18 protein-coding genes are annotated in these 22228 nt (G+C 62.4%); 10 read left to right on the forward strand and 8 right to left on the reverse strand.

The features are described 5' to 3' along the window. Nucleotides 1-498 (forward strand): transcriptional regulator NrdR, encoded by a 498-nt coding sequence (gene nrdR / locus HU144_RS11345; protein WP_235351428.1) that lies wholly within the window; start codon nucleotides 1-3, stop codon nucleotides 496-498. A gap of 275 nt (nucleotides 499-773) precedes the next feature. Here the strand turns inward: nrdR and HU144_RS11350 are convergent, their stop codons facing one another. Both HU144_RS11350 and HU144_RS11355 read right to left on the reverse strand, forming a co-directional pair. Beyond that, nucleotides 774-2984, reverse strand: a complete 2211-nt coding sequence (locus tag HU144_RS11350; RefSeq protein ID WP_235351429.1) for a HelD family protein — start codon at nucleotides 2982-2984, stop codon at nucleotides 774-776. An 86-nt stretch (nucleotides 2985-3070) separates the two neighbouring features. Beyond that, complete coding sequence (locus tag HU144_RS11355) at nucleotides 3071-3862, reverse strand: spermidine synthase (RefSeq protein WP_235351430.1); 792 nt, start codon at nucleotides 3860-3862, stop codon at nucleotides 3071-3073. A gap of 164 nt (nucleotides 3863-4026) precedes the next feature. Between HU144_RS11355 and HU144_RS11360 the strand changes: the two genes are divergently transcribed. Together HU144_RS11360 and HU144_RS11365 are read left to right on the forward strand one after the other, a co-directional pair. Further along, entirely contained in the window at nucleotides 4027-5214 is a 1188-nt protein-coding gene (locus tag HU144_RS11360; protein ID WP_235351431.1) for a DUF4192 family protein, read from the forward strand. Between the two features lie 236 nt (nucleotides 5215-5450). Next, entirely contained in the window at nucleotides 5451-6857 is a 1407-nt protein-coding gene (locus tag HU144_RS11365; RefSeq protein WP_235351432.1) for an RNA polymerase sigma factor, read from the forward strand. A gap of 147 nt (nucleotides 6858-7004) precedes the next feature. Here HU144_RS11365 and HU144_RS11370 read toward each other — a convergent pair whose 3' ends face one another. Continuing rightward, nucleotides 7005-7703, reverse strand: coding sequence for an N-acetylmuramoyl-L-alanine amidase (locus HU144_RS11370; protein WP_235351433.1), 699 nt, complete (start codon nucleotides 7701-7703; stop codon nucleotides 7005-7007). 253 nt (nucleotides 7704-7956) lie between these two features. Between HU144_RS11370 and HU144_RS11375 the strand changes: the two genes are divergently transcribed. Beyond that, complete coding sequence (locus tag HU144_RS11375) at nucleotides 7957-10068, forward strand: DNA gyrase/topoisomerase IV subunit B (RefSeq protein WP_198396386.1); 2112 nt, start codon at nucleotides 7957-7959, stop codon at nucleotides 10066-10068. A 19-nt stretch (nucleotides 10069-10087) separates the two neighbouring features. Here HU144_RS11375 and HU144_RS11380 read toward each other — a convergent pair whose 3' ends face one another. Next, complete coding sequence (locus HU144_RS11380) at nucleotides 10088-10981, reverse strand: M56 family metallopeptidase (protein ID WP_235351434.1); 894 nt, start codon at nucleotides 10979-10981, stop codon at nucleotides 10088-10090. Nucleotides 10982-10999: 18 nt separating this feature from the next. Continuing rightward, a complete protein-coding gene (locus HU144_RS11385; RefSeq protein WP_198396384.1) occupies nucleotides 11000-11362 on the reverse strand; it encodes a BlaI/MecI/CopY family transcriptional regulator in 363 nt (120 codons plus the stop codon). Between the two features lie 298 nt (nucleotides 11363-11660). Here HU144_RS11385 and HU144_RS11390 point away from each other — a divergent pair, with 298 nt between their 5' ends. From HU144_RS11390 to cydC, 3 genes are read left to right on the forward strand one after another with little or no spacing between them, the layout of a single operon-like run. Continuing rightward, nucleotides 11661-13226 (forward strand): cytochrome ubiquinol oxidase subunit I, encoded by a 1566-nt coding sequence (locus HU144_RS11390; protein ID WP_442862671.1) that lies wholly within the window; start codon nucleotides 11661-11663, stop codon nucleotides 13224-13226. A gap of 12 nt (nucleotides 13227-13238) precedes the next feature. Further along, nucleotides 13239-14261: a cytochrome d ubiquinol oxidase subunit II gene (gene cydB, locus HU144_RS11395; RefSeq protein ID WP_235351436.1), complete on the forward strand. Its 1023-nt coding sequence runs from the start codon at nucleotides 13239-13241 to the stop codon at nucleotides 14259-14261. Next, nucleotides 14258-17725, forward strand: coding sequence for a thiol reductant ABC exporter subunit CydC (cydC, locus tag HU144_RS11400; RefSeq protein ID WP_235351437.1), 3468 nt, complete (start codon nucleotides 14258-14260; stop codon nucleotides 17723-17725). Before cydB ends, cydC begins: the two co-directional genes overlap by 4 nt. On the opposite strand, the gene sepH is transcribed toward cydC, so the two are convergent. After that, complete coding sequence (gene sepH, locus HU144_RS11405; RefSeq protein ID WP_235351438.1) at nucleotides 17700-18788, reverse strand: septation protein SepH; 1089 nt, start codon at nucleotides 18786-18788, stop codon at nucleotides 17700-17702. The two genes, cydC and sepH, sit on opposite strands and share 26 nt — an antisense overlap. A gap of 246 nt (nucleotides 18789-19034) precedes the next feature. Between sepH and HU144_RS11410 the strand changes: the two genes are divergently transcribed. After that, nucleotides 19035-20147: a ferrochelatase gene (locus tag HU144_RS11410; RefSeq protein WP_235351439.1), complete on the forward strand. Its 1113-nt coding sequence runs from the start codon at nucleotides 19035-19037 to the stop codon at nucleotides 20145-20147. Nucleotides 20148-20259: 112 nt separating this feature from the next. On the opposite strand, the gene HU144_RS11415 is transcribed toward HU144_RS11410, so the two are convergent. Next, a complete protein-coding gene (locus HU144_RS11415) occupies nucleotides 20260-20487 on the reverse strand; it encodes a hypothetical protein (protein WP_198396379.1) in 228 nt (75 codons plus the stop codon). A gap of 287 nt (nucleotides 20488-20774) precedes the next feature. Here HU144_RS11415 and HU144_RS11420 point away from each other — a divergent pair, with 287 nt between their 5' ends. Then, nucleotides 20775-21074 (forward strand): DUF4193 domain-containing protein, encoded by a 300-nt coding sequence (locus tag HU144_RS11420; protein ID WP_092107696.1) that lies wholly within the window; start codon nucleotides 20775-20777, stop codon nucleotides 21072-21074. A gap of 157 nt (nucleotides 21075-21231) precedes the next feature. On the opposite strand, the gene HU144_RS11425 is transcribed toward HU144_RS11420, so the two are convergent. Next, nucleotides 21232-21687, reverse strand: coding sequence for a DUF3093 domain-containing protein (locus HU144_RS11425; protein WP_235351440.1), 456 nt, complete (start codon nucleotides 21685-21687; stop codon nucleotides 21232-21234). A 64-nt stretch (nucleotides 21688-21751) separates the two neighbouring features. Here HU144_RS11425 and dut point away from each other — a divergent pair, with 64 nt between their 5' ends. After that, the gene (gene dut, locus HU144_RS11430) at nucleotides 21752-22225 is read left to right on the forward strand and encodes a dUTP diphosphatase (RefSeq protein ID WP_198396377.1); all 474 of its coding nucleotides are present in this window, start codon (nucleotides 21752-21754) and stop codon (nucleotides 22223-22225) included. Nucleotides 22226-22228 lie beyond the last annotated feature (3 nt).

A 22228-nucleotide genomic window follows, 5' to 3' on the forward strand; every position in this document is an offset into this window, starting at 1 on the left:
ATGCGTTGTCCGTTCTGTCGTGAATCAGATTCTCGAGTCGTCGATTCGCGGACCAGCGAAGATGGCGCCGCGATCCGTCGCAGGCGTCAGTGCCGTCATTGCGGGCGCCGCTTCACAACCATGGAAGCGACCAGTCTGTCGGTGATCAAGCGCTCCGGAGTGACAGAGGAGTTCTCCCGTCAGAAGATCATGTCTGGTGTGCGCAAAGCCTGTCAGGGGCGACCGGTCAACGATGACGATCTGGCGAAGCTGGCACAGAAGGTCGAAGAGGACATCCGTTCCAAGGGGATAGCTGAGATCGACGCCGACGAGGTGGGACTGAGCATCCTCGAGCCGCTGCGTGAGCTCGACCAGGTCGCGTACCTGCGGTTCGCCAGCGTCTACCAGGGCTTCGACTCCCTGGAGGACTTTGAGACGGCGATTGACTCCCTGCGCGCGGATGCGGCTCTGAAATCGGGCGAAGCCAGGCAGGCGACGCCCGAAGATTTCCAGGACTGAAAAAACCACCCCATAAATCTGTGAGCGGAGTAGCCCAGCGCACCGATTCTTGTGTAACATTGACAGTGCGCGCTTCTGGCGCGCGGCCGCTTGCGGTTCGGAGGGGAAGCCGAACCGTTAAGCGGCCCTTTACTTTCTCCCTGAGGATGGAAACAGCCTGGTCGCAGGCCGAATATCTGCGCAGAGAGAAACAGAGGGCGCATCGGAGATGACTCCGATGCGCCCTCTGTCTGCGTCCAGCCGGTGCCGGTCGACGCGAGAGATGCCGCGCTGACTCAGTCGGCCATGAGCTCGCTCAGTTCGGTCGCTGCCGCAGCCAGGATCCGCAGCCGGTCCGTGGTTCGAGTCAGCGATACATAGAGCGCGCCGACCCCGTCCTCGTGACCGTCAGGGGCGATCAGCCCCGGTTCGACGATGACGACCGAATCGAATTCGAGTCCCTTCGCCTGCTGCGCCGTGATGACTGCGATCTGATGGTCGAGGCTGGTGACCGAACGGCCGATGTCGAAGCCGGCGAGCACCTCGGCGGCGGAATCGATGAGATCGACAGGCGCGATCACGGCGATCTTCCCGCCTTCCACGGATTCGACCTCTTCCGTGATGGTGGGCACGAGGGCATTGACCGCGTCCTGCGCCGAAGCGAACGACCGCATCTGCGGGTCGGGGCCGCCCTGTCGGACGGATTCGACGAGTTCGAGCTGCGGGAAATGACGGTGCAGGTAGCGGTTGGCCAGGTCCATCACCGACTGAGGCGTCCGGTAGGACACAGTCAGCACCTGCAGTGCGTAACGGTCCCCGACGAACTCGGACAGGATGGAATTCCACGTCCGGGTGTTGTCCACGTGCGAGGACTGTGCCAGGTCGCCCACGACAGTCGCGGACTTCGACGGAACTCGCCGGAAGAGCACACGCCACTGCATGGGCGAAAGCTCCTGGGCCTCATCGACGACGAGGTGGCCGTAAGTCCATTCGCGATCGTCGAGCGCCCGCTCTGCCAGGGTGACAGTCGGCCCCTCTTCCTCCCACCTGGCGGCCAGCGTCTCGGCATCGATGAGGGCAGAGGTGTCCGTCATGTCGAGGACCGCCTCGGCGTACTCACGAGCGGACTCATCGCGGGCAGCAGTCTGCTGCGGACTGCTGCCGAGCAGTTCCGCGAGTTCGTCGAGGAGAGGAACGTCTTCAACGGTGAGCTCGGCGTTGGGCGGGCGAATCAGCGTCTGCTGATCGTCGGGGGAGAGCAGGTTCCTGGCAGCGGCCTGCAGCTTGTGCGGTTTGGACAGCAGGGCACGCAGTGCCGCAGCAGGACTGATCGGGAACCAGGCGAGGTTGAGAGCTCGGCGCACATCCACGCTCGAGCGCAGCTCGTCCATCAGCTCCGGCAGTCTCTCACCTGCACCGTCGAGGCCCATCTCCCTGGCCAGATCTTCTGCGAGTGTCTTGAGCAGACCTGAGACGAAGCCGTTGCGGGCGGCATTGTGAGCATCCCCGCTGCGACGGGCTCGATCGCGAGCTCCGCGCACGTCGCGGCGGCGCAGCCAGATGGTGTGCGAGCCGACGCGCAGCTCTTCGTCCTGCTCGGGTATCCGCTCGTAGTTCGCGATGTGGTTCTTCAGCACCGCAGCCATCTCGGAGCGGCCCTTGATCACTGCCACATCCGTGTCATCGGTCAGATCGGTCTCGAGACCTGGATAGAGCTGGCCCGGTGTCAGCAGAAGCGCACCGGTCTCGCCGAGGCTGGGCAGGACCTTTTCGATGTACTTGAGGAACACAGCGGAGGGGCCGACGAGCAGCACGCCCGACTTGGCGATCCGCTCCCGGTGCCGATAGAGGAGGAAGGCCGCGCGGTGGAGTGCCACCGCCGTCTTTCCGGTTCCCGGCCCACCCTGAACCACGAGCACACCCTGGAGCGGTTGGCGGATGATGGCATCTTGCTCGGCCTGAATGGTCGCGACGATATCGCCCATTCGACCGGTCCGGTGATTGGTCAGTGCCGCAATCAGCGCACCCTCGCCCTGCAGATTCGATCGGTCTGCATCGTCGAGAGCCTCGATGTCGAGCACATCGTCCTCGAGGTCTGTGACCGTGCGGTTCTTCGTCACCAGGTGGCGGCGCCGGACGACTCCCGCCGGGTTGGCAGCAGTCGACTGGTAGAAGCGCTCCGAAGCCGGTGCGCGCCAGTCGATGAGGATCTGCTGACGGTTGGCGTCGGTGAGCCCGATCCGTCCGATGTAGCTGGGCTCGGCGTCTGATCTGAAATCGAGACGACCGAAGCACAGCCCGTCTTCGGCGCTGTTGAGCCGGATCAGCTGGTCCTCATACAGGGTGGCGAACGCATCCCGTTCGCTCCGGTGCTGATGATTGCCGCCGACTTCGGAGATCCTCACCGTACCCAGCCGGGCAGTTGCCTCATCTCGTAATTCGTCGAGTCGTGCATAGAGCTCGTCAAGCTTGACCTGCTCGACGCGTATTTCTGAAGTCTCGGTCATCTCACCTTCCCAATCGGCATTCCATTATGCCGAACTTTTCTCACCGGGAGTAGTTGGAAGCAATGATTCATGCCAGGTGTGTTCCGTCACAGCCCCAGTCTCGACTTCAGCCCCTGCCCCGTCAGGAAGGTCGCCATTGTCGCCGCAGTGCGCAGACTCCTATCGAGTTCGTGCACCTGCAGCGGGGATTTTGAGGCGATGACAACGACGTTCCCACGTCTGCGTCCCTTGAGGATTCCGGGCTCGGCGGCGGCAGCGACATGGTCGAACACAGAATCCAGCAGCTCCAGTTCTGCTCTGAGGACGCGGTGATCGCCAGCATCGGGGACGTTGGCGATATAGACACCCGAGTCTTTGAGGATGCGCGCACAGGTGGTGAAGAACTCCGAGGTCTGCAGCGCAGGTGGCACCGAGTCATGGTCGAAGGCGTCACGGATGAGCACGTCAAGGGTGTCGGGACGGAATTTCTCGGCTTCGACCGCGCCGTCTCCGGCACGCAGAGCCAGACCAGGTGCGCGCGGCAGATCGAACCAGGTGCGTGAGTAGTCGAGGAGCAGGGGGTCGATGTCGATCGCCGTCTGCTTCGAACCGGGCCGTTGGGCATGGAGGGCCCGGGCAAGTGCACATCCGGCTGCCCCGATGTGGACTGCTCGCAGCGGGCCGGCCGCGAACTGGATATCGATGATCCGAGACATCCAATCCAGATACTCGAAGTCCAGCCGAGTCGGCTCGCTCAGAGTGATCGACGAAGAAGGCACCCCGTTGACATGGAGGACATAGCTGTCGACCTCCCCGTCGACCTTCTCCAGGCGTGCGGTGCCGGTCGAGATTTCGACGACTTGTGAGCCGGGTGCTGTGTATATCCGTCGTTTCGCCACCCCTCACTTGTATGCCAGTTGAGCCGCGGTGGCAATTCTGTGCGACTTCTCGTGGGGATATCGGCCCACACTCATGTGCGTTTGGGCTGTGGACACTTCAAAGGTTTCCACATGCGCTCAGCTCACTCTGGCCAATTCGGCAGGGCAGGAGCTGAAGTGTTGTCATGGAGACCACAGCGAAGACAGCAGAAGACATCATCGGAATCGTGCCCCACACTCTCGGCTACATTCCACGGGAGAGCCTCGTGGCCGTCATTGTGGGCTCCGACGAACACGGCGCCCAGACATGTGCGACGACGCTTCGCGTCGACTTCGACCTGGAGACTGCGGCCCATCTCGTGGCCGAAGGCGGGCAATGGTACAGCGATCTCATCGCTGGAGCGTGCACGGCGACGGGGGTGTTCCTCGTCCTCTACGACTCGGAATACCAAAGCGGATTGCCAGAGGCGGCTCTGGCAGGAGTCAGGGGGCACAGTGACGAGTACCCGCGCGTCCACCGAGACCTCATCCGGGCGGCGATCGATGAGATCGCGCTGTCGCTGGGGGACCGAGGCATCGATACTCTGAGCGCGTGGTGGGTCAGTGAGGAGCGATTCGGCCGCATCGACGACGATGCGCAGCTGAGCACGCTGCTCGAAGCTGCCTCGGCCTCGGCCTGTGCAACGGAACTCGTCGCGGCGGGTTCCTCTCCTGCGGCGTCCCCACAGGAACTCGTGGTCAGGGCCGTATCTACAGCAGAATTCACTGCCAGTCGCAACGGCCACCGCGACATCTGGCTGAGCATTGCCGAGGGCTTCGACGTCCTGTCCCTCCTCTATCCTCGCCTCGCTCGTCTGAGCGAGGTCGAAGACAGCACCGACCCGACTGCCCTCGCAGACCTGATGACTCTCCAGACGACCATGGCCATTGACGCGATCCTCAGCGAAAAATGGTCCCGGGACGCACTCGAAATGATCCTCAGCTTCGATCATCCGAACTTCGCGCCCGCCGACATCGAGAAGTGCGGCCCCGGACAGCTGCACCTTCGCGCGCAGAGATACGCTAGGTCCCCGCAGGCCGCACAGGACATGGTGGGGCTGTCCCCACATGCACCTCGCCCCCGTGATGTTCAGTTGGGCATTGAGTTCCTCAAGGCCTACATACCCCTGGGGCATCCCGACGTTCGGGCCACCGCCTATGCTGTGATCGCATGGTTCGAATGGTCGTTGGGAGGCTCGACCATGGCAGAGCACTACGCCCAGGCAGGGCTCGAACTCGACGCTGACCATGCGATGGCCACCCTGATCCTGAACGCAGTGGAACAGGGGTACCTTCCACGGTGGCTGATGTCAGCACGCCGAGGCCCCGGATGAGCCCGACGATGCGGTGGCGACTCTTGGTGAAGAGCTTGGCACAGGGACCCGAACCACCGCCGGGGGCTCAATTCGCAAAGCCGGGAATATCGTGCGAAAATTGGGTGTTGACCCTGTCATAGCATCATGGGCGAACTATGTGTTCCCCACAGGCCCGATACCTGGGCCTCTTGACATGGGTCTTAGTAATGTCCTGGTGCATTCGAGAAGTTTCAACGCTCGCGAAAGGTGAACACGTGCCGAGAGTCGACAAGGAATCCACGACGGTGACGGAAAAGTCGGAGGGAACGGCCGCCAAGACCTCCACCGCTGGATCCAAGACCACTGCGGCGTCGAAGGGAGCCACGAAGACGACGAAGACATCGGCTTCAGCGACCGCAGCGGAAACCGGGACCAAGCAGACCACCGCGGCCCGAAAGACGACGACCGCCAAGGCCGCTGCGACGAAATCGACAGCAGCTAAGGTGGCGAAGACCGCCGCCGCTAAGAAGACGGTGACGAAGCCCACCAAGGCCGCAGGGGCGAAGAAGAAATCCGACGACGTGCTCGAGACGGGCGAGGCCGTCGAGCCAGCAACCGATACTCTCGGCACTGAGCAGAGCCCAGCTGAGGCGACCGAGACGAAGAACTCCGAAGAGAAGGAGAAGAACGCCGCTGTCACAGAAGCTGGCGGCTTCATCGTCTCCGACGCCGACGAAGAAGATGCACCTGCACAGCAGGTCGTCTCTGCGGGAGCCACTGCGGACCCGGTCAAGGACTACCTCAAGCAGATCGGCAAGGTCGCACTGCTCAACGCGGCTGAAGAGGTCGATCTGGCCAAGCGCATCGAAGCCGGAATGTACGCCGAGCACCTGCTCGATGCCGGTGGCATCACCGAACCGCGTGAGTCCATGGACTACAAGTGGATCATCCACGATGGTCGCATTGCGAAGAACCACCTCCTCGAGGCCAACCTGCGTCTCGTCGTCTCATTGGCCAAGCGCTACACCGGTCGTGGAATGCTCTTCCTCGACCTGATTCAGGAGGGCAACCTGGGCCTCATCCGTGCAGTCGAGAAGTTCGACTACACGAAGGGGTTCAAGTTCTCTACCTACGCCACGTGGTGGATCCGTCAGGCCATCACCCGTGCCATGGCCGATCAGGCTCGCACCATTCGCATTCCCGTGCATATGGTCGAGGTCATCAACAAGCTTGCTCGTGTCCAGCGTCAGATGCTGCAGGACCTCGGACGCGAACCGAGCCCGGAAGAGCTCGCCAAGGAACTCGACATGACGCCAGAGCGCGTCGTCGAGGTTCAGAAGTACGGCCGCGAGCCCATCTCTCTGCACACACCGCTGGGCGAAGACGGCGACTCGGAGTTCGGTGACCTCATCGAGGACTCCGAAGCGGTCGTGCCGTCAGACTCGGTCAGCTTCACCCTGCTGCAGGAACAGCTGCACTCGGTTCTCGACACCTTGTCCGAACGCGAAGCCGGTGTCGTGTCGATGCGCTTCGGCCTCAACGACGGCCAGCCGAAGACACTGGATGAGATCGGCAAGGTCTACGGAGTGACGCGTGAGCGTATCCGCCAGATAGAGTCGAAGACCATGGCGAAGCTGCGGCACCCCTCGCGTTCCCAGGTTCTGCGGGACTACCTCGACTGAGACAGCTGTCTCCTGCCGTGGCTGCGGCCTCACGGCATAAGCCCGGTGACCACGATCGCCTGCGGACGCGAATACTCGCGACCGCAGGCGATCTGTCTGTTGCAGGACCTGCCCAGCCGGTGTCGTTCAGGTTCGGTCGTTGCCCGTTCAGTACCAGTCGACGATGCCCTGCATCAGAGCCTCGGCATACTTCTGCTGACCGGACTTCGATTCCATGGTCTTGGCTTCGTCGGGATTGCGCATCTCACCGCATTCGACGATCACAGCAGGAACCGAGGCGTTATTGAGTCCTGCCAGGTCGGGTCGCCGACTGATGGCGTTCTTCCCGTATGCGCTGTTGGGGGTGAACGGATCAGCCATTGCCTTGCTCATGGCATCGGCGAGGCGGTTCGAGTCGTCTTCGACGGCTTCGGAGCTGCCCGGTTTCGCGACGATGACGTGAAAGCCCTTGGTCGTCGCCGATTCGCTTCCGTTGGCGTGGATGCTGACCATGAGGTCGGCGTCATCGGCGAACGTGCCGCGCTCATCGACGCAGGGTCCCACGCCCTTGTTGTCGTCGCGACTCATGACCACTTCGGCCCCCGCGTCTTCGAGTTCACGCTCCAGCTTCTGGGCAACGCCCCAGTTGAAATCGGTCTCGGGATAATCGGTATCCGTGGCGGTTCCGGTGGTGTTGCAGGCTTTGGTCCCGCCTCGTCCATCCGGAACCGGACGGGAGATCTTGCTCGGGTGGGAGGCGTTGCCTCCGTTGTGGCCAGGGTCGATGGCGATTGTGCGACCGCTGAGGTCGACAGCAGGGTTCGTTGTCGGGGTATCCTGCGCGGCGGGGCTCGTCGAACTCGACATTGCCTCGGGCTCGGCGGGGGTGGACGCAGCGGGCTGCGGGGGAGGGCTCGCATTGCACCCAGTGAGGCCCGGCAAAGTGAGAACCGCGCACAAGAGGGGGACCAGGGCACTGCGACGAGGAGACATAGTGCCATTGTTCCAGGAAAGATGCCGTCAACAGGCGGTTTCGGCGGAATCGACGCGAGACACGGCGCGCAATGGCAGAGACAGAGCCCGTTGAGGGATTAGAATTTAATCGAACGAGAGGAAACGTGTGGAAGAGGAAAGTTACGGCGCCAGGCATCTGTCAGTGTTGTCGGGTCTCGAAGCGGTTCGCAAGCGTCCGGGCATGTACATCGGAACCACTGATTCCCGTGGGCTGATGCACTGCCTGTGGGAGATCATCGACAATGCCGTCGACGAAGCTTTGGGCGGCTTCGGCAAGTCCATCCTCATCGAACTCGAACCGGACGGCTCAGTGGCGGTTACGGACAGCGGCCGAGGCATCCCCGTGGACATCGAACCCAAGACGGGACTGACCGGCGTCGAGGTGGTTCTCACCAAGCTCCATGCCGGAGGCAAGTTCGGAGGCAGCTCCTATGCCGCGTCCGGCGGTCTGCACGGTGTCGGCGCCTCCGTCGTCAACGCACTCTCTGCTCGACTCGATGTCGAAGTCACACGTGGATCGAAGGTTCACAAGATGTCCTTCCACCGAGGTGTGCCGGGGCGCTTCGACGATTCCTCCGGACAGCCCGGTCCTGACAACCCCTTCGAGGAGTTCCAGGAACCGACCGGACTCGATGTCGTCCGCAAAGCGAAGAAGGGAGTCACGGGTACCCGAGTCCAGTACTGGGCTGACCCGCAGATCTTCCTGTCCAAGGCCCAATTCGACTACCAGCACCTCGTTGAGCGTGCACGCCAGACGGCGTTCCTCGTCCCCGGGCTCGAACTGCGGATCGAAGACCGCCGTGGAGTCGCCCGCGACGAGACCGGCGAAGTCATCGCCGAACGCCTCGAGGTCTTCCGCTTCGACGGCGGCATCACCGAATTCGTCGACCATCTGTCGATCGACCCTCCGATGACGGACACCTGGCGTCTGCAGGACACCGGAAAATTCAGCGAGACCGTCCCAGTGCTCGACTCCTCGGGTCACCTGGTCTCGAAAGAGGTCGAGCGCGAAGTCGGCGTCGATATCGCCCTGAGGTGGGGGACCGGCTACGACACGAAGGTCAAGTCCTTCGTCAACGTCGTATCCACTCCGCACGGCGGAACCCACCTGGCAGGTTTCGAACAGGCCAGCCTCAAAGCCATGCGCAAGGCTGTCGAAGCCAACGCCCGCAAGCTCAAGCTGGGCAAGGACAAGCTCGAGAAAGACGACGTGCTGGCCGGCCTGACCGCGGTGGTCACGGTGCAGTTGGCTGAGCCGCAGTTCGAGGGGCAGACCAAGGAAGTTCTGGGTACGGCCGCTGTCAGGCAGATCGTGGCGAAGACGGTCGAAAAGCAGTTGGGCGACATCCTGTCCTCAACCAAGCGCGCAGAGAAGCAGCAGGCCGCAGTCCTCATGGAGAAGGTCGTCGCGGAGCTCAAATCACGCATCTCGGCCCGCACCCACAAAGAGAACCAGCGGCGCAAAACCGCGCTCGAGGCATCCTCCCTGCCAGCCAAACTCTACGACTGCCGTGACAACGGAGTGGAGAACACAGAGCTGTTCATCGTCGAGGGCGACTCCGCGATGGGAACCGCGAAAGCCGCTCGCAACTCCGACCACCAGGCACTGTTCCCCATCCGCGGCAAGATCCTCAACGTACAGAAGGCATCGTTGTCGGACATGTTGGCCAACGTCGAATGTGCTGCACTGATCCAGGTCATCGGGGCCGGATCCGGCCGCAGCTTCGACATTGATGCGGCCCGCTACGGACGTGTCATCATCATGACCGACGCCGACGTCGACGGCGCTCACATCCGGACCCTGCTGCTGACCCTGTTCTTCCGCTATATGAAGCCACTGGTCGAACAGGGACGAGTGTTCGCGGCCGTGCCGCCCCTGCACCGTGTGGAGGTGGTCACGAAGCGCGGCACGCCCAACGACGTCGTCTACACCTACAGCGAGGCCGAACTCCATGCTCTGCTGAAGAAGCTGGAGAAGTCCAAGAAGACATACAAAGAACCCATCCAGCGCTACAAGGGACTGGGCGAGATGGACGCCGACCAGTTGGCGGAGACGACGATGGATCCGAGCATGCGCACACTGCGCCGTGTGACCATGGCCGACGCCGAGGCAGCAGAGAACACCTTCGAACTTCTGATGGGTTCCTCTGTCGGGCCGCGAAAAGAGTTCATCGTCTCGGGAGCCGCAGTTCTCGACGCTGAACGCATCGACAGCTGAGCCGGGGCGAGGCGAGGGGTCAGAATCCGGAAGCGACGGGGGCGAAGAGCAGCAGGCTCGGGACCAGCAGCAGACCTAGTGCCACTAGCGTCGACGTCACACGCACCGGTACCCGTGCAGGATCAAGAGGCCGGGACAGACGGTCGATGCGCTGAGCCGAGAGATCGCTGCGATGCTCTGGGCTGATGCCCGCCGCTTCCCGCACTGCCTTCGCCAGAATCGCCGGGTCGACGTGCTCGCGAGCCTGGTCATCGGCCATGAGCTCAATCAGACCATTGACTGAGTTGAGGCCGATCGCGGTAGCCGAGAAGAACGGCAGAGCACGGTGCCACGCGGCGAAGGGAATCACCAGCACGTCGTGGCGGAAGTCCAGATGGGCTCTCTCATGTGCGATGACGGCTGTGCGCTCGTCCTCGCCGAGGACTTCGAGCAGTCCGGTTGACAGCACCGCAGTTCCTTTGCGCGGCCCCTGGGGCAGGCAGTAGGCGACGGCTTCGTCGGTCGTGATGATGCGCGTATCAGGGTAGGTCGCGGATGGTTCGCTGAGGAGATGAAGAATCTCATCATGGCGAATGCGAGTTCTGCGCGCGGAGTAGAACGTCAGGGCAAGACACCCCAGCAGTCGGGCGATGAGTGCCACTGCGATGATGAGGAAGATCCAGGCGAAGACGGTGAGGTGAGCGTGCGACTGTCCTCTGGCGAGCTGCCAGAGTCCCTCAGGCAGACTGTTCGAGGCCGGAGCAACGGCAAAAGCCAGGGCTGTGCCGATAAGTGAGAGGCCACCGGAGAGACCGACGGCCTGCCACAGAATGACCTGCGAGATGGGGTCTCCCCGAAAACGGGAGAGCGCGGCCGGAACCGGCCACGCTAAGAGGAATGCAAGTACCGCGAGGACGGATCCCACGACGCTCATGCTCGGGAACGACCTGCGTCAGGAGTTGGTCGAGTGATTGCGTCCCAGCATGTTACGCAGAGCCTTGGTGTCAGCCTCCGAGACGGTGCCGAGGAATCGGGCAAGAACGGCCTGGCGATCCGGGGCCTGTGACAGGACTTCGGTCATCAGTTCTGCAACATGGTCTTCCCGCGTCGAAACCGCGAGGTAGCGATGCGGACGGATGCTGCGGTCGCGAGTGACGAACCCCTTCTTCTCCAGCCGGGTGAGGACTGTGTGGACGGTGGTCAGCGCCAGATCGCGTGCTGCCAAAACGTCGCGGAGTTCGGCCGCGCTCAACCCGTCATCATGTACCCAGATGGCGTCCATGACGCTGCGTTCGAGTTCGCCCAGTGTTCCCACGGTGTCCTTGTCCTTCGAGGTGATGGTTCGTGTTGCCAGCTCAGTCTAACTCTACAAGCTGTCGAATTCCATGTGAGATCGACCGTAATTCGCTTCGTCGCCGCTGCTGGTGCGCTCATCGGTCGAATCGGGGTCGTGTGCACACCTCGGCGGAGTAGGGTGAGCGCAAACGGGCAATGACGCGCGTTCTGGGACGGCAGATCTTGGATTGCGGAATATTGCCGCAATACCTTCTACGCGTTGTAGAATTCTACGTGTTGTAGAAATTTAGTCTTCCACGAACGGAGTACCCATGGACCTGGATCCGGTTCTCATCGGGCGCTGGCAATTCGGCATCACCACCGTCTATCACTTCTGGATGGTCCCACTCACTCTCGGCCTCGGCATGCTGGTCGCGATTCTGCAGACCATGTACCACCGCACGGGCAATGAGATGTACCTGCGCAGCACCAAGTTCTTCGGGAAGCTCTTCCTCATCAACTTCATCATGGGTGTGGCGACCGGCCTGGTCCAAGAGTTCCAGTTCGGTATGGCGTGGAGTGAGTATTCCCGTTTCGTCGGGGACGTCTTCGGTGCGCCGCTGGCGCTGGAGGCGCTGCTCGCGTTCTTCCTGGAGTCGACGTTCCTCGGACTCTGGATCTTCGGTTGGGGCAGACTCCCTCGTGCTGTCCATTTGGGCAGCCTCTGGTGCGCGGTCATCGGGTCATGGATCTCCGCCTACTTCATCATCGTCGCGAACTCGTGGATGCAGCATCCGGTCGGCGTCGAGATGGTCGACGGAAGACCGGTGATGACCGATGTCTGGGCGGTGCTGACGAACAACACGGCGATCGCCGCCTATACGCACGCGCTGTGCGGGGCAGTGGCTGTCGGTGGCAGCTTCCTGCTCGGAATCTCCTGGTATCACCTGTACCGCCGGCGCAAGGACGGCATTGACTCCATCGGGCCCGATGGAAAGGTCGTCGTCGGCTCCGCGCCCGATGTGCCCGGACGGGATGCCATCGACCACCAGGTCTGGATCCGTTCTCTGCGGATCGGCGCGGTCGTCGGCATCATCGCCTTCGCCGGTGTGGCGATCACCGGCGACATCCAGTCGAAGCTCATGTTCGATCAGCAGCCCATGAAGATGGCCTCGGCCGAGGCCGCCTGCCACGATGGAACAGAATTCTCGGTGCTCACGATCGGAGACCCCTCCTCGAACGACTGTGATGGCGTTGAGAACGTGTTCGAGATCCCCGGTCTGTTGTCCTTCCTCGCCAACGGAGACTTCAACACCCCGGTCCACGGTGTGACGACTCTGCTTCCTGACTATCAGGAGAAGTACGGCACCCATCTGCCCGAGAATGAACTCTACGGCCAGCACTCCGGTGAGAAGATCGACTACCAGCCCATCATGATCGTCACCTACTGGGGCTTTCGACTCATGATCGGCTTCGGCATGATCGCAGCTGGAGTCAGCGCTCTGGCGCTGTGGCTGACGCGCAAGGGCACCGTCCCCGCCTCGGCCTGGCTGATGCGCGGGGCGCTCCTGTCCATCACAGCTCCCTTCATCGCGAACTCCGCCGGCTGGATCTTCACGGAGATGGGACGTCAGCCGTTCGTGGTCGCGCCGAATCCCGCACGACAGGACGCTGTGTACATGTTCACCCAGGCAGCGCTGTCGCCCGAGCTCACGCCGGCGATGCTGCTGTTCTCCTTGATCAGCCTCAGCCTCGTCTACGGCATTCTCATGGTCGTCGAACTGCGGCTGCTCATCGTCTACATCAGGGGAGGGGTCGCCTCGGCGATGCCAGAGGTCGCCAAGACCAACCACACCCCGCGGATCACGAACGACGAAGACGACGTTCTGTCGTTCGCGTACTGAGGAGAAGACACGATGGAAATTCTCGCAACGATCTGGTTCGTCCTCATCATCGTCCTGTGGACGGGGTACCTGTTCCTCGACGGCTTCGACCTCGGCGTCGGCATGCTGATGCCGGTGCTGAGCCGTACCGAACGGCAGAAGCGGGTGCTGCTCAACACGATCGGGCCGACATGGGATGGCAACGAAGTGTGGCTGATCACCGCGGCCGGGGCCACGTTCGCAGCCTTCCCACATTGGTATGCCTCCCTGTTCAGCGCCCTCTACATACCGCTGACGCTGTGCCTGCTGGCATTGATCTTCCGCGCCGTGGCCATCGAATATCGCGGCAAGGGACACAGCCAGGCATGGAAGTCATTCTGGACCTGGGCGATGGCCGTGGGATCGGCTGGAATCGCGTTCTTCATCGGTGCCATGCTCGCCATCACCTCCAGCGGGCTGCCGCTCAATGACAACGGTGACATCGTCGGCGGGGCATTCGCCTGGATGGGGTGGCCCGCAGTCTTCGGCGGTGTGGGCGGAGTCGGCTTCGCCCTCGTCCACGGCCTCATCTTCCTGGGTCTGAAGACGCAGGGCGAGATCCGAGACAAGGCTCAGCGGTGGGCGCGGAGGATGCTGCTGCCGTGCTCGATCGGCTTCCTCATCTGGTTCGGTCTCTCGATCACCCAGCGCCCATGGCTCATTGCTGTGGTCATCGCAGCGGTGATCGCGCTGGGAGCGGCATACTTCGCTGTGCGGTCCGGGGCGGAGAAGGCGGCCTTCGCTCTGCACGGGCTCTACCTCGTGTTCGGGCTCTTCGCTGTGTTCGCCGGGGCCTATCCCAACGTGCTGCCCTCAACACTGGACTCGGCGAAGTCGCTGACAATCGCCTCGGCGTCGTCATCGGACTACACACTCACTGTGATGCTGGTCGTGACCGTGATCTGCCTGCCGATCATCATCGGCTACCAGATCTTCAGCTATCGCATGTTCCTGGGCCGTATCGCCGAGACCCATATCCCCGAAGCGCACCGTGTGCCGGTGGCGATCAGGTCATGAAGTCCCCACTGCGGATTCTGCTCGACCTGCCGGGCGGTCAGCGCGGATTCTGCCTCTCCCTGTTCAGCGCCCTGGCTCGGGCCGTGGGCATCGTGCTCATCGCCGAGGCTCTGGTGCGATCGATCATCGGGTCAGGCCCCGTCGCAGTCTGGGCGGTGCTGGGGCTCCTGGGAGCGGCTCTGCGGGGCGCAAGCCTCTGGACGGATCATAGTCTGGGGACGTCTCTGGCTGCTGCGAACAAGCAGCGGCTGAGGTTCTCGATCCTGCGATCACTCCTCTCCGGGCGCGGGCAGCCGCGAATGAACACGGCAGTCACCGTCACACGCGGCATCGACGATCTCGACGACTACTTCACGACCGTAGTGCCGGCGCTGAGCGCGGCAGCTGTGGTGCCGCTGACGCTGCTGATACGGATCGTCTTCACCGATGTCCTCTCAGCCGTCATCATCGCGTTGTGCCTGCCGTTGGTGCCTGTCTTCATGATCCTCATCGGTCGATTCACTGAGGTTTCGACAGCCGCCAGCACCACAGCACTCGAACGTCTCTCCGACCACCTCGCCGAGCTGGCAGAAGGGCTGCCCGTGCTCATCGGGCTCGGGCGATCCAGGGACCACGCGCGCACCCTGCGCACTTTGGGGGAGAAGTACCAGAGCGCGAACCTCGCCACGTTGCGTATCGCGTTCCTCTCGAGCCTCGCCCTCGAACTCATCGCCACGATCTCCGTGGCTCTGGTCGCCGTCGTCATCGGGCTGCGCCTCGTCTCTGGAACCATGGACCTGAGCTCCGGCCTCTTCGTCCTGCTCCTGGCGCCCGAGTGCTTCACTCCGCTGCGCGAACTCGGCGCCGGCTACCACGCCAGCGAGAACGGCCGCGAGGCACAGGATCGTGCCCACGCGCTGATCGCAAGCACCGACAGCGCGATGCCGGAAGGACTCGATGGCGACGATATGTCTGGTGGAAGTGCGGCAGATTTCACTGCGGGCGGTGTCGGTGCGGCCAGTGACGTAGGCACCGGCGCCCGGCACCGTGTCATCTACCCGAACGGTACGACGATCGAGTGGAACGGTGACTTCCCGACCACTCCCGGCATCACTGCGGTTCGAGGAGCCTCGGGCGCAGGAAAGTCGACGATTCTGGCAGCCCTGGCCGATCATCTGCCGGCACAGGCCAGAACCACGATGAGACCGCGCCGAGTCGCCTTCGTCCCACAGGCTCCACGCATCTTCGGTGCGACGATCGGCGCCGAGCTCGAAGTCTACGGTCTCCCACCCTCGCAACAGGCGACTGCACTGCGCGGAGCCCGTCTGCCTGAGGACCCGACTCTGTCGACATCCGCTCTGAGCCCTGGCCAACTTCGTCGACTCGCGTTCGTCCGGGTGCTCCACCTGGTTGACGGCGACGCGGAGACCCTCGTCCTCGACGAGCCGACTGCTCACCTCGATGATGACAACGCGCAGATCATCATCGATATGATCGCCGAGGCGGCAGCTCGTGTGCGAGTCATCCTGGCCAGCCATGACGACCGGGTCGTCGCACTCGCCGAAGACGAGATCACTCCCAGGAAACCCAGCCCGGGCACGTCCGCAGCAACGTCAGCACAGACGCGCGCACAGGAAACTGATCCGGCGGTACGCATCGCCTCAACGAGGCTCACCGAGCCTGCGATGCCCGCCGACCCTAAGATGCCCGCCGTTCCTGTGATGTCCGCCGACCCCGCAGCGGCTGGCAGAACACAGAGCGCGGAACCAGCGGAAACAGTGGGCGAGGACTACGGCTCGGCGCAAGAGGGTCGAAGAGCGACTCTTCGTCGGCGGTGGTCGCTCCTGCGGTCGAGCATGCCTCTCTTCACCCCGAACATGATCATTGCTCTGCTCGCGTCCTGCGCCTCCAGCCTGGCGGCCATCGCGCTGACTGCAGTCTCCGCCTGGCTCATCGTCGAGGCGTCCTACCAGCCACCCATCATGATTCTCATGGTCGCCATCGTCGGCGTGCGGTTCTTCGGGCTGAGCCGATCAGTGCTGCTCTATCTCAGTCGGCTCAAACTGCACTCGGCGATCTTCGCTTCCTTGGGCAGACTGCGCTCTCGACTGTGGGAGCACTTCGAAGCAGTCGGCATGGGGGATCGGAAGCTGCTGACCTCTGATGCCGCGCTGCGCACCATGGTCTCCGATGCTGATGATGTTCGGGACCTGATTCCGCGGACTCTGTTCCCGCCTGTCGCCTCGTCGTTGGTCTTTCTCGCCGTGCTCATCGCGGCCTGGGCACTCGACCCGGCGACGCTGCCGGTGTTCCTAGCGCTCGGAGCTCTCAACCTGGTCGTGGTGCCAGCAGCAGTGATCTGGAGCGAAAGCGGCCTCGCTGGTCGAGTCCGAATGCTCCGCAGTCGGATACTCTCCGTCCTGGCTCGGGCACTGAATGCCAAAACGGATCTGCGCACGAATCGAGCAGACGCCACTGTGCTGACAGTCCTCGCTTGCGAAGAGCAGGAGCTGCAGCGTGTCCAGCGTCGCTCCTCACACCGCTTCGGCATGGCGCAGCTCTGGCTGCAGCTGAGTACGGTGGGCGCTGCTGTGCTCATCGCGATGTCATCGTCGGCACCAACCGAGATCCGGGCAGTCGTCGTTCTCATTGCCCTGGGCTCTGCAGATGTCTTCTCACAGTCACTGCTCGCATACCGTGCACTGCCGACCCTCGGCGCTGTCCTCGACCGCATCCCCGCTCTGTCACCTGCCCAGTCCAGTCCCTCGACCTACAATCACAGAGGCCGGGCCTGCGATGCGAACGCGTTCACTGTCCTCGAGCTCGAGGACATGAGCGTCGGGTGGGATGACGGTCCAGTCGTCGACGATGTGGATCTGCGAGCTCAGAAGGGCAGGTGGACCGTCCTGCACGGCGACAGCGGAACCGGAAAGACGACGACGCTGAGTGTGCTGCTGCGTTTCCTCGACCCGTGGTCAGGTTCCTATCGAGCCGAAGACGATGCAGGACACGAGACGGACGTGCTTAGTCTGGCGCCAGGGGACCTCGCCGGCCGAATCGCGTGGTGCCCGCAGGAGGCGCATGTGTTCCGGTCGACTGTGAGGGGCAATCTGGCGATCGCGCGCAGAGACACACCCAGCAGCGAGGAGATGTTCGCGGCTCTGACCAGCGCGGGCTTGGGCGAATGGGCTGATCCGGCCGGACTCGACCTCTGGGTCGGCGATCACGGAGCGCAGATCTCCGGGGGCCAGCGTCAGCGCCTGGCCGTGGCCAGGACGCTTCTGAGCGGAGCCGAAGTGCTCGTACTCGACGAGCCGACAGCACATCTGGATGAAGAGATGGCTCACCGGCTGGTGAGTGATCTGCGGGAGAGTCTGGACTCACACGCCGTTGTGATGGTCACTCACGACCGCAGCCTGATCGCAGAGGGCGATCGACTGGTTGAGCTGGGAAGCGAGCTCAGTCGCGCTTCGAGCCGAACATGATCTCGTCCCAGCTGGGGATCGATGCGCGACTGTTCTTCTTCGACTTCGCCTTCGACTCTGTGTCCTTGAACTGATTAGAATCTTCGCTGACACCCGGCTCATTGAGCAGGGACAGCTGATTGTCGTCATCGAATCTGCCGACCTCCTGGGTCGGCTCCTGAGGTTCATCCGGGTCGACGGCCGTGGGATCGGCAGCTGCCGGGTCCTCGAATGCGAAGACCTCGTCATCGGTGGCGTCTGTGGGCCGTCCCGGCGCGGTGTGCGCACCTTGAGGATGCGTTTCCGGGTCCTCGGTGACTGCGCGAAGTCTGCCACGTGGCTCGTCCTCGTCTTCGTGACGACGACGCTTGCGCAGATTCTCCAAGATCCGACCGGTCTCCGCCTGGTGGTCCCGGGCGGCCGGAGTCGAATCGTTCGGAGCTGGGGGAGCGGTCGGGGTTTCGATCTCCTCGGTGATCTTCTGACGTTCGGCACCGGTTCCGTAGTTCGGAATCGGTCCTGTGTCCGTGGGTCCCGAATCGGCGAGCCATTTCGCTTCGTCATCGATGGGGGTCAGCGACCGGCGGTAGTAGCTCCATCCGGCCGTGCGGGTCCGATCCGCGGCGGTGAAGCTGAGCTGGATGTACCAGTTGCCGTCCTGCTGCTTCCACGCATCCCAGTCCATCGTCTCGATGTCGACGTCGCGCATCGCCAGACGGGTCTGACACAGCTCCACCAGGGGAGTCGGGTCGCCGTTGGGGTCATGATCGGAATAGATCGGATGCTGACTGGCCGTATACGCGGTGTGTGCACGTTCGGCAAGAGCAGGGCGCTCATAGGTGCGGACCTGTTCGATATCGGCACCCGTGGAAGCAATGACTTCCTCTGCGCTCATCCCGCCCCGGATCATCGCCTGGATGTCGCGAGGGCGCACAGGAGTCTCGGGTTTGACTGTGGTGCGGTCCTTGCGGACCGCGGCGTACAGAGCTTCGTCGAGAGCCAATCGATACTGCAGCCCGTTTTCGTCGTTCAGCAGCAGATGAGTGCCGTCGGCGTCGACTCCGTTCAAGATCAGTTCACGCATGCCTTAAGCTCCTTTATCGCGTCTCCCTGCATCGTGTCACGTCCGGGGCCGCGCATGGGGCAGATTTGCGCGCGAGTCGCGAAATGGCCGCTCTCATAGGTCAGCGGCCGGTCGGTGCCGTTCGATCAGCGGCCGGCCGGTTCGGTGGGCGCCTGGACCGGACAGCGGCAGTCCGGTCTGAACGGTGAGTGGAACTGACTCACTGTGCGGACAGCGGGCGCGGAAACTCTACAGGCTGTAAAATCGATGACTGTGAACAACACTGAACCCATTGACACTCTCGTCCTCATGTCATTCGGGGGACCGGAGGCTCCAGAAGAAGTCGTCCCGTTCCTCAAAAACGTCACCGCCGGTCGCGGAATACCGGAGGAGCGACTCGAAGAAGTCGGTGAGCACTATTACGGTTTCGGTGGAAAGTCGCCGATCAATGATCAGAACAAAGCACTGCTGCAGGCTCTGCGCGAGGAGCTCGAGCGTCGAGGCATCGGCACCCCTCTCATCTGGGGCAACCGCAATTGGGAACCGTACCTGACCGACGAGGTGCGCGCCGAGGCGCAGGCTGGGCGAACTCGATTCCTGTCCATCGACACCTCGGCGTACTCGTCGTATTCCTCATGCCGTCAATACCGTGAGGACTTCGCCAAGACGATCGAGGAGCTGTCGGCAGAGGGTACGACCGTTACGATCGATAAGATCCGGCAGTTCTACAACCACCCCGGCTATGCAGAGGCGTGCGCAATCCTTCTGAGGGAGGGCATTGCCGACTTCACGAAGCAGGTCGGTGCCCTTGATGCGTCGAAGCATCGGATTCTCTTCGTCACACATTCGATTCCCAACGTCATGCAGGACGCTTCGGCCGTGGCGACCAGCGGCTATCGCGCACAGCACGAAGAGCTCATGGCCCACCTCGTGGATGGGCTGCCTGCGGCCGAGGTCCTTCCGGCGGAGTTGGTGTACTGCTCCCGCTCGGGCTCCCCCGAGGTTCCATGGCTCGAACCTGATGTCAACGATCGAATGACGGAACTCGCCGCAGACGGTGTCACCGGAGTCATTCTCGTACCGATCGGGTTCATCTCCGATCACATGGAGGTCGCCTTCGACCTCGACACCGAAGCGAAGGAGACGGCGGCCGAACTCGGCTTCGCCTTCACCCGTGCAGCGACAGTCGGGACGCACCCACTGTTCGTTTCGGGGCTCGTCGATCTGGTCGAGGAGAGAATTGCACAGCTGCGCGGCGAACAGGCGGCTGCGCCGACCATCACCGGCTCCACTGCGCTGGTCCCCGGCAGCGGTGCGTGCAGCATCGAATGCTGCCTCGGACGCATCGAACGGGCGACCGTGCCCAACTGGCCAGCCTGAGCTCAAGCGTCCCGAGCACTCTTCAGGAACCCGAGCGCTCCTCAGACAACAGAAATCCCTCCTCTGCCAGTTGCGCAGGGGAGGGATTCTCGGTGTCGGTCTTCTCCGGGAGTCAGGACTCTTCAGGTGCGGGAATGACCGGAATCGCTCCGGTCTCTGCTGTGATGACCGCCGCGATCGGACCGGTGTCCACATCGTTGCGATCGGCGAGTTCCAAGAGATTCTGCAGGTCGTCGATCAGGGTCTCGACGAGGTAGTCGTCCCCCGCAGACCGGGCTTCATGAATGCGATGACGGACATCGTCGATCCTGGTATCGAGTTGATTTGCGAATTCACTCATCGTGTATCCGTCCTTCCTCGGGCCGTCCCCCATACATGGGGCGAACCCAGTTTCATTCACCGAAAAAAATGCTATCGGCGCTATTCGACTTATGTATTCTCGCAGAGCTTTTCGAGAGTCGTATGTGCGAACCGTCACGAACCGACTCGGCAGTGACGAGAATCACTGTGAACATGGACGATCTGATCTTGCCAACTGCAACCATACAGTGCACAATGCTGGGGACACGTTTGGCGAGAAGGGTTGAAAACCCTCTTCAGCACACCCGACAGAGAGCGATGAGCCATATGGCAACAGATTACGACGCACCTCGTAAGCAAGACGATGAAATCAAAAGCGATTCGATTGAACAGCTGAAGGCTTCACGCTCGCAGGCGCAGGCAAGCAAGATTGACGAAGATGAGACAGCAGTTGCCGAAGGGTTCGAACTGCCCGGCGCGGACCTGTCGAACGAAGAGCTCTCCGTTCGAGTGCTGCCCAAGCAGAATGACGAGTTCACCTGCATGGAATGCTTCCTGGTTCGCCATCGCTCGCAGCTGGCGAGTGAAGAGGGTGGAGTCCCGATCTGCACGGACTGTGCTGGCTGAAGCACCTGCCGAACGATACAAGAACGCGCCCTTGTCGGGGCGCGTTTCTGTGTCTCGGCCCGTTTCGGTCCGGGCGCGTCAGCTCGCTCCTCCGTCGAGGCAACTGCTCACCACGTGAGTCTGAGGGACCGTGTGAGTCTGCGAGCTGGTGCGAGTGTCAGGGCTTGAGAGCCACAGCGAGCTCCATCGGACGTTTGCTCGAAACCAGCCAGTAGGGAGTCGGGTCGCTCTCATCGTGAATGTCGATGCGCACAGCACATTTGGCCCAAGGACGCAGCATGAGAAATGCCCGAGCGTCGAGACCCGTTCCCCGGGCCGTCCGTGCGTCTTCGGCGTCGTAGCCGGTGGCATCGGTGACGTATCGGCGATCGATATGCGCATCACCGACGAAGAGCTGTCGTTCGGTGACGATGATTGAGATCCCGAGCGAACGCAGCCACCACGCCAAGAGGACGAAGCTGATCACCGGAAGGATGATGGTGCCGGCCGTCCACACAGGGAGGACCATGAGTGCGGTCGAAGCCGCGGCGATCACGATGAGAATCCACATGCCGATGGAGGGACCGAGTTTCTCCCTGTAGACCACGCGTGTTTCGGGTTGAGTCGTTGCCATAGGGCCATTCTCCCATAACGGACTTTTTGGAAGCGCTCAGGCTTCGGCGTTAGAGTGCATCTTTGTGGCAGAAATCCTGAAGATTGACCTCAAACTGCTTGATGCAGGTATGACTCCTCCCTCCTACGCGCACGCGACCGATGCGGGTGCCGACCTGTGCTCGGCGATCGACTACGTCCTCGAACCGTTTGAACGGAAGGTCGTGCCCACCGGGATCGCAATTGCGCTGCCGGTCGGCTGCGCAGGATTCGTCCATCCGCGATCGGGACTCTCGAGCAGACACGGAGTCACCGTCATCAATGCTCCGGGCACGATCGACGCCGGCTATCGGGGTGAGATCAAGGTGCCGCTGATCAACCTCGATGCGCGGACTCCTCTGCGCATCTCGCGCGGAGACCGCATCGCCCAGCTCGTCATCCAGGAAATCAAACAAGCAGACTTCACTCTGGTGGAATCGCTGGACGACAGCGATCGCGGGGCAGGGGGCTTCGGCTCCACAGGTGGAGTGCAATCAGGTCTGACCGAGAAAGAGGTGTGAACG

The organism is Brevibacterium sp. UCMA 11752, from assembly GCF_021532235.1.
Taxonomy (GTDB): Bacteria; Actinomycetota; Actinomycetes; order Actinomycetales; family Brevibacteriaceae; genus Brevibacterium; species Brevibacterium antiquum.

Excerpts from the sequence above, each read along its gene's own strand:
- nrdR (WP_235351428.1), top strand. The coding sequence starts at position 1 with ATGCGTTGTCCGTTCTGTCGTGAATCAGATTCTCGAGTCGTCGATTCG.
- HU144_RS11350 (WP_235351429.1), bottom strand. The coding sequence starts at position 2,984 with ATGACCGAGACTTCAGAAATACGCGTCGAGCAGGTCAAGCTTGACGAG.
- HU144_RS11360 (WP_235351431.1), top strand. The coding sequence starts at position 4,027 with ATGGAGACCACAGCGAAGACAGCAGAAGACATCATCGGAATCGTGCCC.
- HU144_RS11370 (WP_235351433.1), bottom strand. The coding sequence starts at position 7,703 with ATGTCGAGTTCGACGAGCCCCGCCGCGCAGGATACCCCGACAACGAAC.
- HU144_RS11380 (WP_235351434.1), bottom strand. The coding sequence starts at position 10,981 with ATGAGCGTCGTGGGATCCGTCCTCGCGGTACTTGCATTCCTCTTAGCG.
- cydB (WP_235351436.1), top strand. The coding sequence starts at position 13,239 with ATGGAAATTCTCGCAACGATCTGGTTCGTCCTCATCATCGTCCTGTGG.
- cydC (WP_235351437.1), top strand. The coding sequence starts at position 14,258 with ATGAAGTCCCCACTGCGGATTCTGCTCGACCTGCCGGGCGGTCAGCGC.
- sepH (WP_235351438.1), bottom strand. The coding sequence starts at position 18,788 with ATGCGTGAACTGATCTTGAACGGAGTCGACGCCGACGGCACTCATCTG.
- HU144_RS11410 (WP_235351439.1), top strand. The coding sequence starts at position 19,035 with ATGACTGTGAACAACACTGAACCCATTGACACTCTCGTCCTCATGTCA.
- HU144_RS11415 (WP_198396379.1), bottom strand. The coding sequence starts at position 20,487 with ATGAGTGAATTCGCAAATCAACTCGATACCAGGATCGACGATGTCCGT.
- HU144_RS11420 (WP_092107696.1), top strand. The coding sequence starts at position 20,775 with ATGGCAACAGATTACGACGCACCTCGTAAGCAAGACGATGAAATCAAA.
- HU144_RS11425 (WP_235351440.1), bottom strand. The coding sequence starts at position 21,687 with ATGGCAACGACTCAACCCGAAACACGCGTGGTCTACAGGGAGAAACTC.